The 14,433-nt window shown below is 69.7% G+C and carries 12 protein-coding genes (1 of these 12 running past the window's edge); 6 read left to right on the plus strand and 6 right to left on the minus strand.

The annotated features are described in order from the left end of the window. Nucleotides 1-21 precede the first annotated feature (21 nt). Entirely contained in the window at nucleotides 22-612 is a 591-nt protein-coding gene (locus tag JHW38_RS20940) for an LON peptidase substrate-binding domain-containing protein (protein WP_207523234.1), read from the plus strand. A gap of 13 nt (nucleotides 613-625) precedes the next feature. Here the strand turns inward: JHW38_RS20940 and JHW38_RS20945 are convergent, their stop codons facing one another. Further along, complete coding sequence (locus JHW38_RS20945) at nucleotides 626-2,635, minus strand: bifunctional DedA family/phosphatase PAP2 family protein (protein WP_207523235.1); 2,010 nt, start codon at nucleotides 2,633-2,635, stop codon at nucleotides 626-628. Between the two features lie 192 nt (nucleotides 2,636-2,827). Between JHW38_RS20945 and JHW38_RS20950 the strand changes: the two genes are divergently transcribed. Then, nucleotides 2,828-3,484 carry a serine/threonine protein kinase gene (locus JHW38_RS20950; protein WP_207523236.1) on the plus strand — a complete coding sequence of 219 codons (657 nt, stop codon included), beginning with the start codon at nucleotides 2,828-2,830 and terminating at the stop codon, nucleotides 3,482-3,484. A gap of 161 nt (nucleotides 3,485-3,645) precedes the next feature. Continuing rightward, nucleotides 3,646-4,461, plus strand: a complete 816-nt coding sequence (locus JHW38_RS20955) for an SDR family oxidoreductase (RefSeq protein ID WP_207523237.1) — start codon at nucleotides 3,646-3,648, stop codon at nucleotides 4,459-4,461. Nucleotides 4,462-4,520: 59 nt separating this feature from the next. Here JHW38_RS20955 and JHW38_RS20960 read toward each other — a convergent pair whose 3' ends face one another. From JHW38_RS20960 to JHW38_RS20970, 3 genes are all read right to left on the minus strand, one after another. Beyond that, nucleotides 4,521-5,792, minus strand: a complete 1,272-nt coding sequence (locus JHW38_RS20960; RefSeq protein WP_207523238.1) for a DUF3472 domain-containing protein — start codon at nucleotides 5,790-5,792, stop codon at nucleotides 4,521-4,523. Between the two features lie 494 nt (nucleotides 5,793-6,286). Continuing rightward, nucleotides 6,287-7,894 (minus strand): M20/M25/M40 family metallo-hydrolase, encoded by a 1,608-nt coding sequence (locus JHW38_RS20965; RefSeq protein ID WP_207523239.1) that lies wholly within the window; start codon nucleotides 7,892-7,894, stop codon nucleotides 6,287-6,289. A gap of 60 nt (nucleotides 7,895-7,954) precedes the next feature. Next, complete coding sequence (locus tag JHW38_RS20970; protein WP_207523240.1) at nucleotides 7,955-8,827, minus strand: ion transporter; 873 nt, start codon at nucleotides 8,825-8,827, stop codon at nucleotides 7,955-7,957. A 134-nt stretch (nucleotides 8,828-8,961) separates the two neighbouring features. Between JHW38_RS20970 and JHW38_RS20975 the strand changes: the two genes are divergently transcribed. The 3 genes from JHW38_RS20975 to JHW38_RS20985 all read left to right on the plus strand — a co-directional run bounded on the left by JHW38_RS20975 (nucleotide 8,962) and on the right by JHW38_RS20985 (nucleotide 13,006). Continuing rightward, on the plus strand, nucleotides 8,962-10,182 hold the full coding sequence (locus tag JHW38_RS20975) for an acetylornithine/succinyldiaminopimelate transaminase (RefSeq protein WP_207523241.1): 1,221 nt from the start codon (nucleotides 8,962-8,964) through the stop codon (nucleotides 10,180-10,182). Between the two features lie 20 nt (nucleotides 10,183-10,202). Beyond that, the gene (locus JHW38_RS20980; protein ID WP_207523242.1) at nucleotides 10,203-10,622 is read left to right on the plus strand and encodes an HIT family protein; all 420 of its coding nucleotides are present in this window, start codon (nucleotides 10,203-10,205) and stop codon (nucleotides 10,620-10,622) included. 281 nt (nucleotides 10,623-10,903) lie between these two features. Further along, nucleotides 10,904-13,006: a TonB-dependent siderophore receptor gene (locus JHW38_RS20985; RefSeq protein ID WP_207523243.1), complete on the plus strand. Its 2,103-nt coding sequence runs from the start codon at nucleotides 10,904-10,906 to the stop codon at nucleotides 13,004-13,006. 88 nt (nucleotides 13,007-13,094) lie between these two features. Here the strand turns inward: JHW38_RS20985 and hemL are convergent, their stop codons facing one another. Continuing rightward, the gene (gene hemL, locus JHW38_RS20990; RefSeq protein ID WP_207523244.1) at nucleotides 13,095-14,378 is read right to left on the minus strand and encodes a glutamate-1-semialdehyde 2,1-aminomutase; all 1,284 of its coding nucleotides are present in this window, start codon (nucleotides 14,376-14,378) and stop codon (nucleotides 13,095-13,097) included. Next, a protein-coding gene (gene thiE, locus JHW38_RS20995) for a thiamine phosphate synthase (RefSeq protein WP_207523245.1) crosses the window boundary here: on the minus strand, nucleotides 14,371-14,433 show its 3' portion. Its footprint extends 576 nt past the window's final position; the window shows 63 of its 639 coding nt (coding positions 577-639); the start codon falls outside the window, past its right edge; the stop codon is at nucleotides 14,371-14,373. The genes hemL and thiE overlap by 8 nt, the downstream gene beginning before the upstream one ends.

Genomic DNA, 14,433 nt, shown 5'->3' on the forward strand with positions numbered 1-14,433 from the left:
CCCCGCGGTTACACTGCCGCCATGTCGTCCGACCCCGCCGCCTCCGATTCGCTGGGACTGTTCCCGCTGCATACCGTGCTGGTGCCCGGCGCGAGCCTGGACTTGCGCGTGTTCGAACGCCGCTATCTCGATCTGGTGCGCGAATGCGGCCGGCTCGGCCGCGGTTTCGGCGTGTGTCTGATCATGCAGGGCGAGGAGGTCGGCGCGCCGGCCAGCGCCGCGGCTTACGGCACCGAAGCCTTGATCGAGGATTTCGGCACCGGCGAGGACGGTCTGTTGACCTTGCGCGTGCGCGGCGCCCGCCGCTTCCGCGCCGAGCGCGCGCGGGTGCGCGACAACGGCCTGCAAGTCGCGCAGGTGACCTGGTGCGAGCCCGACCGCGACGACGTGGTGCAGCCGCAGCACTCGCTGTTGGTGACCTTGCTCGAGCGCTTGCTCGAACAGGCCGGCGGCGAACACGCGCTGGCACCGCATTCGCGCCTGGACGACGCGGCCTGGGTCGGCTGGCGCCTGGCCGAGCTGTTGCCGCTGTCGTTGCCGCAGCGGCAGATGCTGCTGCAACTCGACGACCCGCACGAACGGCTGGAGCGCTTGCTCGCGTTGCTGCCGTAGACCGGCGCCGCTGTTACGGCGCCGCCTGCGGCCCGCGATATTCCGAACGCAGCCGCAACACTTCGACCCCGTTCTTCGGATGCGCCTGCTGCACCGTGATGTAGCCGGCCAGCGCGCGCCGCACCTGCGCGTGCGCGGCGCCGTCGTCGGGCTGCGGCAGCCACAGCACCGCCGCATCGAACGGCTTGTTGAGCTTGAGCGTCTGGGTGGTGCCGATCCACAGCGGCGTGCCGTCCGACAGCACCGCCGGTGCCGGCCACAGCCGCAGCGCGTATTGCATGTCCGGGGTCGGGCCGTCGCGCAGCATCAGCAGCGATTCGGCCTGCGCGTCGAGCGTCGCCGGCAGCACCACCTGCTCGCGCGGCGGGGTGTCGTCGTCGAGCAAGGCGATGGTGTTGAGCCAGCTCGCCTGTTCCTGCACGCGCCAGCCGGCCGCTTCCAGCGTGGCGCGCAGCGGCGGCAGCGGGCCGGCGACCTGCAGGTCCAGCGGCCAGCGCCGGCGCGCGTCGCGTTCGTTGCGCTGCGCCGGCAAGCTGCTCCAATCGTTCTGCCACCAGCGCTGCGCGTCCAGCACTTCGCTGGGCTTGGCCGATGCGAACTTGGCCAGCAGCGGATCGGCCGCGCGCGGCGCATGCCACAGCGCCGCGATCGCGAACACGCTGTAGAACAGCCACGCCAGCGGCCGCATCCAGAACGAGCGGGCGACGTGGCGGCGATAGGCGATGCCCAGCGCCAGCAGCCAGAAAATGCCGAACAAGGTGCCGCCGATCAGGTCGCTGGGCCAATGCGCGCCGAGGTACAGGCGGGCGAAGCCGACCAGGGTGGTGACCACGCCGGCCAGCAGGTACGGCCACACCCGCTGCCGGCCCGGCAGCTCGCGCGCGATCAGCACGGCGAAGAAGCCGAACACGATCGTGGTCATGGTCACCGCGACCGACGGGAAGCCGAAGCCGGCCGGCGCGGTCGGCGGGCGCGGCATGTCGATGGCCCATTCCAGCAACGAAGTCAGCGCCAGCCCGAACACGATCGCCGCGACCCAGTGCGCCGCGGCCATCCAGCGCCGCCGCCAGGCCAGATAGCCCAGCACCGCGATCGACGCCGGCGCCAGCACCATCGGATCGCCGAGGCAGGCCAGCGCCGCCATCAGCCGGTCGGCCAGCGGGTTGCGCAGGGTCCACATGAACTCGTGCACGGTATGGTCGATCTGCAAGGGCCCGCCGCTGGCCAGCAGCGTCGCCAGCAGGGTGAACCAGATCCAGCTGATCGCCAGCAGGCAGACCGCCAGCATCACCAGCGACGCCGACTCCGGGCGGTTGGGGCTGATCAGCGCGCCGGCGTAACGGCCCAGGCGCGGATGCGCGCGGGTCCAGCGCAGCGCGCGCGCGAGCAATTGGTCGGCGTGGTTGGCGAACCAGCGCCAGGTGTAGAGCACGCCGGCCCACACCGCCGCCACCGCGACCAGCAGCGCGCCGAGCACCACCGCTAGGCGGTCGGCGACCGCGGCCACCGCGTCGTAGGAGGCGCCGAGCACCCAGCCCGGGGCCAGGAACAGCGCCGACCAGGTGACGCAGGCGAACAGGCTCGGAATCGCGTAGCGCCGCATCGGCATGTGCAGCATGCCGGCGATGGCCGGCACGAACGGGCGCACCGCGCCGACGAAGCGCGCGATCACGATGCTCTTGCTGCCGTGGCGGTGGAACAGGGTCTCGCCGCGGTCGATCCATTGCGGATAGCGCGAGAACGGCCAGCGCTGGCGCAGCTGCGGGCCCCAGCGGTGGCCGATCCAGTAACTCAGGCCGTCGCCGGCGAACGCGCCCATCGTCGCGCAGAACAGCGCGTAAGGACCGTTGATGTGGCCCAGCCCGACCAGGGTGCCGACCGCGAACAGCAGCGGCAGCGCGGGGACCGCGATGCCGAGGATGATGAGGGCGTCGCAGAACGCGATCAGGAAGATCACGATGCCCGCGGCGATGGGATGGGCCGCGATCCATGCGGTCGCGCTTTCGAGCCAGGCTGAATCCATCGGTCGATTATAGGCAGGGCGGGCTGTGGCGAGGATGAAGCGGCAAGGCGACCCACCGCACCGGGCGTGACCGTCGGTGACGGGCTGTAACCTGCGCGGCCGGGCCGGCGGACCGGTCCGCGCGCGAGCCCCGCCGGCGCGGCCGCGGCGCCGCGGGACGGGCCCGCGATCGGTCCGAAGTACACTGCGCGGATGTCGGAAGTGATCGAAGTGACCGCGCTGAAGGCCGATAGTTTCGGCCGCATCGCCCTGATGCGCGACGGCCGCGGCCTGTTCGTGCGCCGCGACCTCGGCCACGTGCCGTGGTGGCTGCGCCTGCCGGCGTGGTGGCTGGCGCGGCGCGAGGCGCGCGCGCTGCAACGCATCCACGGCCTGGAGGCGACCCCGCAACTGCTCGGCTGGGACGGCCGCAAGCTCGACCGCAGTTATTTGGACGGCGCGGCCATGTACCAGCGCCCGCCGCGCGGCGACCTGGCCTATTTCCGCCGCGCCCGCCGCCTGTTGCAGCGCCTGCACCGGCGCGGGCTGGCGCACAACGATCTGGCCAAGGAAGCCAACTGGCTGGTGCTGACCGACGGGACCCCGGCGATCATCGACTTCCAGCTGGCCGTGCGCGGCGACCCGCGCTCGCCGTGGATGCGCCTGCTCGCGCGCGAGGACCTGCGCCATCTGCTGAAGCACAAGCGCACCTATTGCCCGCAGTGCCTGACCCCGGTCGAGCGGCGCGTGCTCAAGCGCCATTCCTGGGTGCGCGAGCTGTGGTTCGTCACCGGCAAGCCGGTCTACCGCTTCGTGACCCGGCGCATCCTGCATTGGGAAGACAACGAAGGGCAGGGGCCCAAGCCCTGAGCGTCAGCGGATCGAACGGCCGCGCTTCAAACACCATCGTTTGAAACGTATGGTGCGCGCCGTTCGCGAACGCGCCGGCGGCAACGGCGGCGCGCGCGGCTTGGGTTTAGGATGAAGGCCACGTCCGCGCCGAGCGCGTCCCCTTCGATTCCAGGCCGCCCATGTCCACACTCCAAGGCAAGACCCTGTTCATCACCGGCGCCTCGCGCGGCATCGGTCGCGAGATCGCGCTGCGCGCCGCGCGCGACGGCGCCAACGTCGCGATCGTGGCCAAATCGTCGGTCGCCAATCCGAAGCTGCCGGGCACCATCCACAGCGTCGCCGCCGAAGTCGAAGCCGCCGGCGGCCGCGCGCTCGCGCTGAAGTGCGACATCCGCGAGGAAGACGAGGTCAACGCCGCGGTCGCCGCCGCCGTCGACGCGTTCGGCGGGCTCGACATCCTGGTCAACAACGCCAGCGCGATCTGGCTGCGCGGCGCGCTGGACACGCCGATGAAGCGCTTCGACCTGATGCAGCAAGTCAACGCGCGCGGCAGCTTCCTGTGCGCGCAGGCCTGCCTGCCGTATCTGCGCAACGCGGCCAACCCGCACATCCTGACCCTGGCGCCGCCGCCGAGCCTGGACCCGAAGTGGTGGGCGCCGCACACCGGCTACACCCTGGCCAAGATGGGCATGAGCTTCGTGACCCTGGGCCTGGCCGGCGAGTTCGGTCCAACCGGAGTCGCGGTCAACGCCCTCTGGCCGAAGACCATAATCGCCACCGACGCTCTAAACATGATCCCCGGCATCCCCCTGGACCGCTGCCGCAAACCCCAAATCGTCGCCGACGCCGTCCGCGAAGTCCTGATCCGCCCCGCCAAGGATTTCTACGGCCGCTTCCTCATCGACGAAGACGTGCTGAAGGAAGCCGGCGTCAGCGATTTCGAACAGTACTCGGTCGAACCCGGCAAGCCGCTGCTGCCCGACCTGTTCCTCTGATCGCGCCGCGGTAAAGAAAAAGCCCCGCGAATGCGGGGCTTTTCGTCGTGCCGCAGCGGTTACGGCGAAGCGTCGGGCAACGCCGCCAGGTTCACGTTCGGCCGCGCGTGCGAGCGCTTGCGCGCGACCGTCGTCCCGGGCGTTTCGGACTGGCTGAAGAAGCCGGTGTTGCGCAGATAGAAGGCCGACGCGACCGCGCCGCCGGTGATGTCCAGGCGCTGGCGGTTGCTGGCGGTGGCGTCGACGGTGAAGCGCGCCGAAGTCATTTCGGTCCACGCGCCGGTATTGCTGACCGCCCACTGGTTGCCGTACCAGGCCTTGCGGTCCAGATAGCCGAGCGCGGGATTGAAGCATTCGATGAACGAGTACACGCCCTTCTGGTACGTGGACGCGCCGTCGTACTTCCAGGTGGCGATGAACTTCCACGGACAATCGCGGCGGCCGCTGGCGCAGGGCAGGCCGAACCAGGCCGAATACAAGGTGCTGCCCAAACCGTCCGGATGCGCGCGGGTGATGAAGCGATAGGTCTGGCCGGGCTTCCAGTCGTAGCGCAGGAAGCTCTGGCCGCCGGTGCCTTCGCCGCCGAAGTCCTGGGCGACCACGTCGGCGCCTTTCTTCAGCAAGGTGGTCTTGCCGGTCGGCGAATCCCACACCGAGAACAGCACGCGCCGCTCGCTGGCCGAGTTGACCTGGATACCGGAATAGCCGCCGTTGAAGCCGTTGGCCATGAAGTACGAACCGATGTGGTCGTGGCCCTTGGGCACGGTGACTTCGCTGTAGAAATACTCGGTGTTGTCGGGCACCGAGAAGCCGAGGTGCCCGGACGGGCCGCGCCGCGACCAATAGAAATTGGCCGGATCGTTGGCGAACGTCAGTCCATCGGCGGTCGCGCTGCCGCCGACTTCCAGGCCGCTGATGTCGCCGTAGTAATCGCCGTCGCTGCGCACGCCGCGCAGGTCGACCTTGACGTAGCCGGGCCGCGAGACGTTGAAGCGGCCGACCGGGAACGAGGACGCGCCGCTGGCCAGCGAAGCCAGCCGGCGCTGGCCTTCGACCGTCACCTCGACGGTGCTGCGGGTCGCGCCGTTCAGCGCGCCTTGCAGGGAAAGATCGAGCTGGCCGGGGCGCTTGACGTAGAAATACACGCTGGCGACGGCGCGGTCGGAACTCCAGTTGTGCAGGCCGGTGTCGTCGACGAGTTCTTCGCCGGCCGGCGCGGCGCGGGTGACGAAGGCGTTGCCGCCCAACGGAACCACGGACTTGGTTTGCGCCAGGGCGGCGCCGGCGTGCAGCGCGAGGGACAACAGCAGCCAGGAAGCGGTGGGTCGCATGGTGGTTCTCCGGGTGGAGCGGTGAGCGCCGTCGGACGGCGTTGCGGGACACCTGAGTCGCGTCGCCCGCATCGGCGGCGAGGCGCGCGCAGCGGGTCGCGGCGATTACTCCACGGCTTTTCGGACAGCGTCAATGCGTCGGGCGCCGTGTAATTCCGCGCCCCAATCGCGGCGCGGACTTGCGACGGAAAATCGCCGCCGTGAAAGTTTCCGGCGCCGCCTTCGGCATGGAAATCGGCGGAAAACGCGCGGATTCGGCGTTGAATCGCTGGCGGAAACGAAAGTCGAAGCGGGCTTTGGCTTTCGTTGCGATGAGATGGTCGTCGCGACTTTCGTTGCAACGACGGGGCGCAATCGCGTTCGTTCGTTCGACGCGCACGCGACGGCTTTAGATGCGGCGATGCAGGCGCGCCGGATTTCGCAGCAGCCGTCGTCTTGACTGGATCGATGCGGCGGCCGCAGCCCAGAGGCTACGGCCGCCGAGCTTCAACGCCTCACTTCTTCGACTTCTTCAACGCATCCGACAGCGAATACAACAGATCGACATAGAACCGCTCCACCTGCGTCAGGCTCGCGATCTTCGATCCCTTGGCCGGCTCCACGACCATGTACTCGTTCGGCGCGTGCGCGCCGCTGCCATGGCCGAGGCCGCCGGAAATCATCGGCAGGCCCAGGGTCTGGGTGAACACGTAATACGGCGCGCTGCCGGCGATGCGCGGCGCCACCGGCGGGGTCTGGCCGTACTTGCGGTAGACGCTCAGCGCCGCACGCGTCAGCGGCGCCTGCACCGAAGTCTGCGCCGGCGGATAGCCCGACAGCTTGCGGATCTCGATGTCCTTGAAACCCTTGTCGTCGAGGCGTTTGCGGATCAACGCCAGCGCCTGGTCCGGGGTCTGGTCGGGCACCAGGCGCGAATCGACCTTGGCCACCGCGCGGTGCGGCAGGATCGTCTTCACCCCTTCGCCGGTATAGCCCGCGACCAGGCCGTCGATGTTGAGCGTGGTGTCGAACAGCTCCGCCGCGGTCGCGTCGCGATAATCGCGGCCGTTCTTCCAGCGCGCCGCGCCCAGCGATTCCAGTTGCTTGGCCGGATCGGCGCGATCGCGCACCACGCCGTTGAACAACTGCTGCTCCTCGCGGTTGGGCGCGCGGATCGCGTCGCGGTAACCGGGCACCGCGATCTCGCCGTCGGGGCCGGTCAGCGTCGCCAGCGCCTGCACCAGCCGCCAGCTCGGCGAATCGAGCTTGGCCGCGAGCGAGCCGTGCACTTCGGCCTTCTGCGGACCGCCGCTGACGGCGTTGCCGCGCGCTTCCAGCTCCATGTACAAGATGCCTTTCACGCCGAGGAACATCGACGCGCCGCCGTCGCGGTCCTGGGTGTTCATCGGGAAGAACACGCCGTCGGCCTTGCGCAAGGTGTCGGCGTACTTCGCCACCACTTCGGGGTAATGCGGCGAACCCAGTTCTTCCTCGCCTTCGGCCAGCACGATCAGGTTCACCGGCGGCTTGCCGCGGGTCTTGATCAGCGCGTCGAGCGCATTGAGAAACGCGCGCTGCGGGCCTTTCTGATTGGTCGCACCGCGCGCCATCAGCACCTTGCCGAGCCCGGGCTCGTCGACCAGCGAACCGGCGAAGGCGTCGACCTTCCAGCCGGTGGGCTCGATCGGCTGCACGTCGTACATCATGTAGACCACCAGCGTGTGCTCGGCGCCGGCGTCGTAATAGCCGTACACGCCGGGGTGGCCGCTGGTCGGCACCAACGCGGTGTCGCGAAAGCCCAGCTGTTGCAGGTCCGCGCGCAGCAGCTCGGCCATCTGCGCGATGCCCTGGTTTTGCGCGCTGATCGAAGGCTGGCGCACCCAGCGCTGCAGCTGGGCCAGATGCTCGGCGCTGTGCTGGTCGAGATACGCGTAGACGTCGGCGTAGTCGCCGCCGAACGGCGCGACCGTGGCCGCGTCGAACGCGGCGGTTTCGGTGATGGCGATCTTCGGCGTTGCGGCGTGGGCGGCGCCGAGCAGCGCGGCGCCGAGCAAAGAAGCGGACAGCAGCGATGCGGACAGCAGCGATGCGGACAGCGGCACAGCGGTACGGCGACGGCGCATGGCGTTTCCCCTCGGCATGGACGGTGTCGGCCCGGGGCGCCGCGCGCCGGTCGCGCGCGGTCAGCCCATGGGCGTGGGCAGATGATGCCCGCAATTGCGGCAGAACAGCGCTTCCGGGTCGTGGCCCTCGAGCCCGCACTGCGGACAGCCGCGACGGTCGAGGTGGCCGCGTTCGTGGCTGGCCTCGCGCAGGCTGCTGGCCAGCTCGGCGGTGTAGATGCCGGTCGGCACCGCGATCACGCTGTAGCCGATCAGGATCAGCACCGAGGCGATGAAACGCCCCAGCGGCGTGCCCGGGGCGATGTCGCCGAAGCCGACCGTCGCCATGGTCACGATCGCCCAGTACATGCCGGTGGGAATGCTGGTGAAGCCGTGTTCCGGGCCTTCGACCACGTACATCAGCGCGCCGAAGATCACCACCACGGTCAGCACCGCGCTGATGAACACGAAAATCTTGCGCCGGCTGCGCCACAGCGCGCCGACCAGCATGCCGCCTTCCTCGACGTACTGGGTCAGCTTGAGGATGCGGAACAGCCGCAGCATGCGCAGCACCCGCACCACCAGCAGGCTCTGGCTGCCGGGGATCAGCAGCGACAGGTAGGTCGGCAGGATCGACAGCAGGTCGATCAGCCCCCAGCTGCTCAGCGCGTAGCGCCACGGCCGCCGCACCACCGCCAGGCGCAGGGCGTACTCGACGGTGAACAGCGCGGTGAACACCCACTCCAGGCCGTACAGCCACGACGACCAGCGCGCATGGAAGCGCGGCACGCTGTCGAACATGATGACCAGCACGCTGGCCAGGATCAGCGCGATCAGCAGCAGGTCGAAGTTGCGCGACGGCGGGGTGTCGTGGCGGTAGATGATGTCGAACCAACGCCGGCGCCAGCCCGTTTCGGTGGCCGGGTTGAGTTGCGGGTCCAGCAGAAGTCGCATGCCTGTCCTCTCCTCGCAGGCCGGTCATTGTGCCCGCGGCGAGGCAGCGCGGCGTGATGCCGGCGGCGGCCCTGCACGCGCCGGGGCGACCTGCGACAATGGCCGTTCCGCTCCCACCCACGCCTTGCCGCCCTATGGACACCGCCTCGCTGTACGCCCTTTCCGAGCGCTACTACCTGCCCGTCTACCGCCCGCGCCGGATCGTGCTCGACCACGGCAAAGGCTCGCGCGTGTGGGACCTGGACGGCCGCGAATACGTGGATTTCGGCGCCGGCATCGCGGTCAACGCGCTCGGCCACGCCCACCCGGCGCTGGTCGCGGCGCTGACCGAGCAGGCCGGCAAGCTGTGGCACACCAGCAACGTGTTCGTCAGCGAGCCGCCGCTGCGCCTGGCCGAACAACTGGTGTCGGCCTCGGGCTTCGCCGAGCGCGTGTTCCTGTGCAACTCCGGCGCCGAGGCCAACGAGGCGGCGATCAAGCTGGCGCGCAAGTGGGCCAGCGGCGAAGGCCGCGCGCCCGAGCGCCGCGCGATCCTGAGCTTCCGCGGCAGCTTCCACGGCCGCACCCTGGCCGCGGTCACCGCGACCGCCCAGCCCAAGTACCACGAAGGCTTCGAGCCGCTGCCGCCGGGCTTCCGCTACAGCGACTTCAACGACCTCGCCGCGGCCGAAGCGGCGATGGCCGACGGCGCGGTGTGCGCGGTGCTGGTCGAGCCGGTGCAGGGCGAGGGCGGGGTGACGCCGGCCAGCGAAGCCTTCCTGCGCGGCCTGCGCGAGCTGTGCGACCGCCACGGCGCGCTGCTGATCCTCGACGAAATCCAGTGCGGCATGGGCCGCACCGGCGAACTGTTCGCCTGCCATGCCTATGGCGTGAAGCCCGATGTGGTGACCCTGGCCAAGGCGCTCGGCAGCGGCTTCCCGATCGGCGCGATGCTGGTCGGGCCGAAGCCGGCGCAGTCGATGCAGTTCGGCGCCCACGGCACCACCTTCGGCGGCAACCCGCTGGCTGCGGCGGTCGCCGGCGCGGCGCTGCGCGAGCTGCGTTCGCCCGAACTGATGGCCAACGTCGCCCGCCAGGCGCAGGCGATCCGCGCCGGCGTGGCCGCGCTCGACGCCGAGCTGGGGCTGTTTTCCGAAGTGCGCGGCCGCGGTCTGATGATCGGCGCGCAGTTGCGCGACGAGCACGCCGGCAAGGCCGGCGAAATCCTCGACCGCTGCGTCGAACACGGCCTGCTGCTGTTGCAGGCCGGCCCCGACGTGCTGCGCTTCGTGCCGGCGCTGAACATCGGCGACGCCGACATCGCCGACGGCCTGCAGCGCCTGCGCGCGGCGCTGTTGCAGTTCCTCGGCCGCTGAGCCGCACGGGCGCGGCGGCGATGCGCTGCGTGTTCTGCGATCTGCTCGCCGGCCGCGCGCCGGCGAGCTTCGTCCATCGCGACGAGCATCTGTCCGCGTTCGTCGACCTGCGCCAGGCGGTCGCGGGCCACGTGCTGATCGTGCCGAACCGGCATGTGGAAACGCTGTACGACCTCGACGAAGACACCGCCGGCCGGATGATGGCGCTGGCGGTGCGGGTGGCGCGCGCACTGGCCGTCGAGTTCGACCCGCCCGGGCTCAACCTGTGGCAATCCAACGGCGATGCTGGCGGGCAGGAAGTCCCGCACGTGCATCTGCACGTGCAACCGCGCCGCGTCGGCGACGGCTTGATGCGCGTCTATCCCAATGGCGTGCCGGCGCCGAGCCCGCGCGAGACCCTCGACGAGCTGGCCGCGCGCCTGACCGCCCACCTTTTGTAGGAGCGGCGCGAGCCGCGAGCGCGCCAACGCACCTACGGCGAACGCTGCCCGTGGCCGATATGCCTGCCCCGCGCGTTCGAAGCCGCGGCGCGAACGGCCACTCCGCGGTCGCGGCTCGCGCCGCTCCTACAGGTCGCTCCGGCCGTCCTGGATCCAGCGAATACCGAAGCTCCGGCCCCTTCGCGCTGGCTCGAAACCCCGCAAAACCCGGCCCTTTACCCCCGAGCCCAAATCAAACGATAATAATTCTCGTTTGCCGTAACCCTCGGAGCCGCCCCCCCATGTCCCGCCGCCGCCACTCCCTGGCGCCCCTGACCCTGGCCATCGCCTTTTCGCTGAGCCTGCCCGCCGTCGCCGCGGACATCGCCGACGCCGCCCCGGCCGACGCCGAACGCGACAAAGCCACCACGCTCGACCACGTCGTCGTGCAGAGCGCCGGCGACGGCTACAAGGCCGCCACCGCGGCGACCGCGACCAAGACCGAAACCCCGATCGGCGAAACCCCGCAGGCGATCACCGTGGTCACCCGCGAGCGAATGACCGACCAGGGCGCGACCACCGTGCAGGACGCGCTGAACTACGCCGCCGGCGTGCGCTCGGAAGCCTACGGCCTGGATTCGCGCGGCGACTGGACCCTGATCCGCGGCAGCTCGCCCGACGAATACCTCGACGGCCTGCGCAGCTCGTTCAACTACTACACCAGCTCGGCGCGCACCGATCCCTACATGCTCGAGCGCATCGAAGTGCTGCGCGGCCCGGCCTCGATGCTGTTCGGGCAGGGCAGCACCGCCGGCGTCGTCAACCTGGTCAGCAAGCGCCCGCAAGCGCAGACCCGGCGCGAAGTCGGGGTGCAGCTCGGCAGCTTCGAGCGCCGCCAGGCCAACGCCGACTTCACCGGCGCGCTGACCGGCGACGGCACCTGGCTGTACCGCCTGGTCGGCGTGTACCGCGACAGCGAAACCCAGGTCGATCACGTCGACGACAACCGTCGCCTGTTCGCCCCGTCGCTGACCTGGAAGCCGAGCGACGACACCTCGCTGACCCTGCAATTGCGCTGGCAGCGCGACCGCACCGGCTCGACCTCGCAGTTCTTCGGCTGGAGCGGCCTGCAGGCGCCGAACCCGAACGGGCGCGTCCCGTCCAGCCGCTACATCGGCAACCCCGGCGACCACTACGACACCGACCGCGTCACCACGGGCTGGCTGTTCGAGCACCGCTTCAACGAAAACTGGATCGTGCGCCAGTCGTTCCGCGCCGCGCGCAACAAGGTCGACTACGTCAGCGTCTACGGCAGCCCGTACCAGAACCCCACCGATCCCTTCGTCGACCCGCAGCAGCGCCTGCTGCCGCGCGAGGGCTGGTTCGCCAAGACCAACGTGCGCATGCAGAACATCGACCAGCACGTCGAAGGCCTGTTCAAGACCGGCGCGGTCGATCATCAGCTGGTGGTCGGGCTCGACGCGGTCCGCTTCAAGCAGGACGAAGCACAGATGTTCGACGTGGTCCCGCCGATCGACATCTTCAATCCGGTGTATGTGCCGTACACGCCGCCGCCGCTGCCGGCGCCGGTCAAGACCAGCCAGCGTCAGGTCGGCCTGTACCTGCAGGACCAGATGAAGCTCGGCGAGCACTGGATCGTGGTCGCCGGCCTGCGTCACGACCGGGTCACCAACGGCCTGGAAGGCGCCGCCGACGAGAAATCCAGCGCCACCACCAAGCGCCTGGGCGTGATGTTCCACGACTGGGCCGGCTGGTCGCCGTACGTGAGCTACAGCGAATCCTTCACCCCGCTGGCCGGCACCAACGCCCTCACCGGCGCGCGCTACCGGCCGAAGAAGGGCGAGCAGGTCGAAGCCGGCGTCAAGTTCGAACCGGCCGGGCGCGATCTGAGCTTCACCGCGGCGACCTACGAGTTGCGCGAGGAAAATCGTCTGGTCGCGGACCCGCGCAATCCGAACGTCAACATCCAGGCCGGCAAGACCAAGGTCAGCGGCCTGGAACTGGAAGTCACCGGCAAGGTGACGTCCTCGTTCGACATCACCGCGCACTACAACTACCTCGACAACGACAAGCAGCTCGAGGCCACCCCGCGCCATCAGGCCGCGGTGTGGGGCAAGCAGCGCTTCAGCGTCGGCGGCCGCGACGGCTTCGCCGCCGGCCTGGGCCTGCGCTACATGAGCGCGTTCGACAGCCCGCCGGCGCCGACCACGCCGGCGGTGACCCTGGCCGATGCGATGGTCTCCTACGACACCGGCGCGTGGCGCTGGGCGCTCAATGTCAACAACCTGACCGACAAGCGCTATTTCAGCATCTGCATGGGTCGCGGCGACTGCTGGTTCGGCGCGCGCCGCAACATCGGCCTGAGCGCGACGTACACGTTCTGAGCGAACCGGTTACGCCGGTGCGGAAACAAAAAGGGCCGGCGATTCGCCGGCCCTTTCGTTTGTGCGCGAATCAGTCGTGCCGCCGGATTTACAGCGCCGCGAACGCCGCCCGCGCCGCTTCCAGCGTCAACGCGATTTCCGCCTCGCCGTGCGCGCTCGACACGAACCCGGCCTCGAACGCCGACGGCGCCAGATACACGCCGCGCTCGAGCATGCCGTGGAAGAAACGGTTGAAACGCGCCGTGTCGGAGGCCTTGGCGTCCTCGAAGGTCTCGACCGGCCCTTCGCGGAAGTACAAACCGAACATGCCCGGCGCGCGGGTGGTGTGGAAGGCCACCCCGGCTTCGCGCGCGGCCGCTTCCAGCCCGTCGCACAGGACGTGGGTGCGGCGCTCCAGGTCGGCGTGGAAGCCCGGCGCCTGGATCAGCGCCAGCGTCGCCAGGCCCGCCGCCATCGCCACCGGATTGCCGCTGAGCGTGCCGGCCTGATAGATCGGCCCGGCCGGCGCGACCTGGCTCATCAAGTCGCGACGGCCGCCGTACGCGCCGACCGGCATGCCGCCGCCGATGATCTTGCCGAACGTGCTCAGGTCCGGCTCGATCCCGTACAACTGCTGCGCGCCGCCGAGGGCGACGCGGAAACCGGTCATCACCTCGTCGAAGATCAACAGCGCGCCGTGCTTCGTGCACAGCTCGCGCAGGTGCTGCAGATAGCCGGCGCGCGGCAGGATGCAGTTGGCGTTGCCGACGATCGGCTCGATGATGAGTCCGGCGATTTCGCCGCCGACTTCGTCGAACAGCTGGGTCGCCGCGTCGAAATCGTTGTACGGCAGGGTCAGGGTCAGATCCGCCAGCGCCGACGGCACGCCCGGAGAGTTCGGCAGGCCCAAGGTCATCACGCCGCTGCCGGCCTTGACCAGGAAGCTGTCGCCGTGGCCGTGGTAGCAGCCTTCGAACTTGACGATGCGGCTGCGGCCGGTGGCGCCGCGCGCGACCCGGATCGCCGACAGCGTGGCCTCGGTGCCCGAATTGACCATGCGCACCATCGCGCAGCTCGGCACGATCTTGACGATCTCCTCGGCCATCGCCACTTCCAGCGCGTTCGGCACGCCGAAGCTGAGGCCGTCGCGCATGGTGCGCTCGACTGCGGCCAGCACCTGCGGATGGGCGTGGCCGGCGATCATCGGGCCCCACGAGCCGACGTAATCGACATAGCGGTTGCCGTCGACGTCGAACAGGTACGCGCCCTGCGCGCGCTGGGCGAAGAACGGCTCGCCGCCGACCGACTTGAACGCGCGCACCGGCGAATTGACGCCGCCGGGCAACAGTTGCGAGGCGCGGGTGAACAGTTCGTGCGAGCGGGCGTTATTCATGGGCAGGGTCTTCGAAACAGGAAAGGTAGGCGCGCACGGCGGCGGCCGGGTCGGG

The sequence above is a fragment of the Lysobacter enzymogenes genome (genome assembly GCF_017355525.1).
Lineage (GTDB): Bacteria > Pseudomonadota > Gammaproteobacteria > Xanthomonadales > Xanthomonadaceae > Lysobacter > Lysobacter enzymogenes_C.

What these genes read in the sequence shown, in the direction of transcription:
- hemL (WP_207523244.1), bottom strand. Translation starts at nt 14,378, where the DNA reads ATGAATAACGCCCGCTCGCACGAACTGTTCACCCGCGCCTCGCAACTG.
- JHW38_RS20965 (WP_207523239.1), bottom strand. Translation starts at nt 7,894, where the DNA reads ATGCGCCGTCGCCGTACCGCTGTGCCGCTGTCCGCATCGCTGCTGTCC.
- JHW38_RS20975 (WP_207523241.1), top strand. Translation starts at nt 8,962, where the DNA reads ATGGACACCGCCTCGCTGTACGCCCTTTCCGAGCGCTACTACCTGCCC.
- JHW38_RS20985 (WP_207523243.1), top strand. Translation starts at nt 10,904, where the DNA reads ATGTCCCGCCGCCGCCACTCCCTGGCGCCCCTGACCCTGGCCATCGCC.
- JHW38_RS20960 (WP_207523238.1), bottom strand. Translation starts at nt 5,792, where the DNA reads ATGCGACCCACCGCTTCCTGGCTGCTGTTGTCCCTCGCGCTGCACGCC.
- JHW38_RS20950 (WP_207523236.1), top strand. Translation starts at nt 2,828, where the DNA reads ATGTCGGAAGTGATCGAAGTGACCGCGCTGAAGGCCGATAGTTTCGGC.
- JHW38_RS20970 (WP_207523240.1), bottom strand. Translation starts at nt 8,827, where the DNA reads ATGCGACTTCTGCTGGACCCGCAACTCAACCCGGCCACCGAAACGGGC.
- JHW38_RS20980 (WP_207523242.1), top strand. Translation starts at nt 10,203, where the DNA reads ATGCGCTGCGTGTTCTGCGATCTGCTCGCCGGCCGCGCGCCGGCGAGC.
- JHW38_RS20940 (WP_207523234.1), top strand. Translation starts at nt 22, where the DNA reads ATGTCGTCCGACCCCGCCGCCTCCGATTCGCTGGGACTGTTCCCGCTG.
- JHW38_RS20945 (WP_207523235.1), bottom strand. Translation starts at nt 2,635, where the DNA reads ATGGATTCAGCCTGGCTCGAAAGCGCGACCGCATGGATCGCGGCCCAT.
- JHW38_RS20955 (WP_207523237.1), top strand. Translation starts at nt 3,646, where the DNA reads ATGTCCACACTCCAAGGCAAGACCCTGTTCATCACCGGCGCCTCGCGC.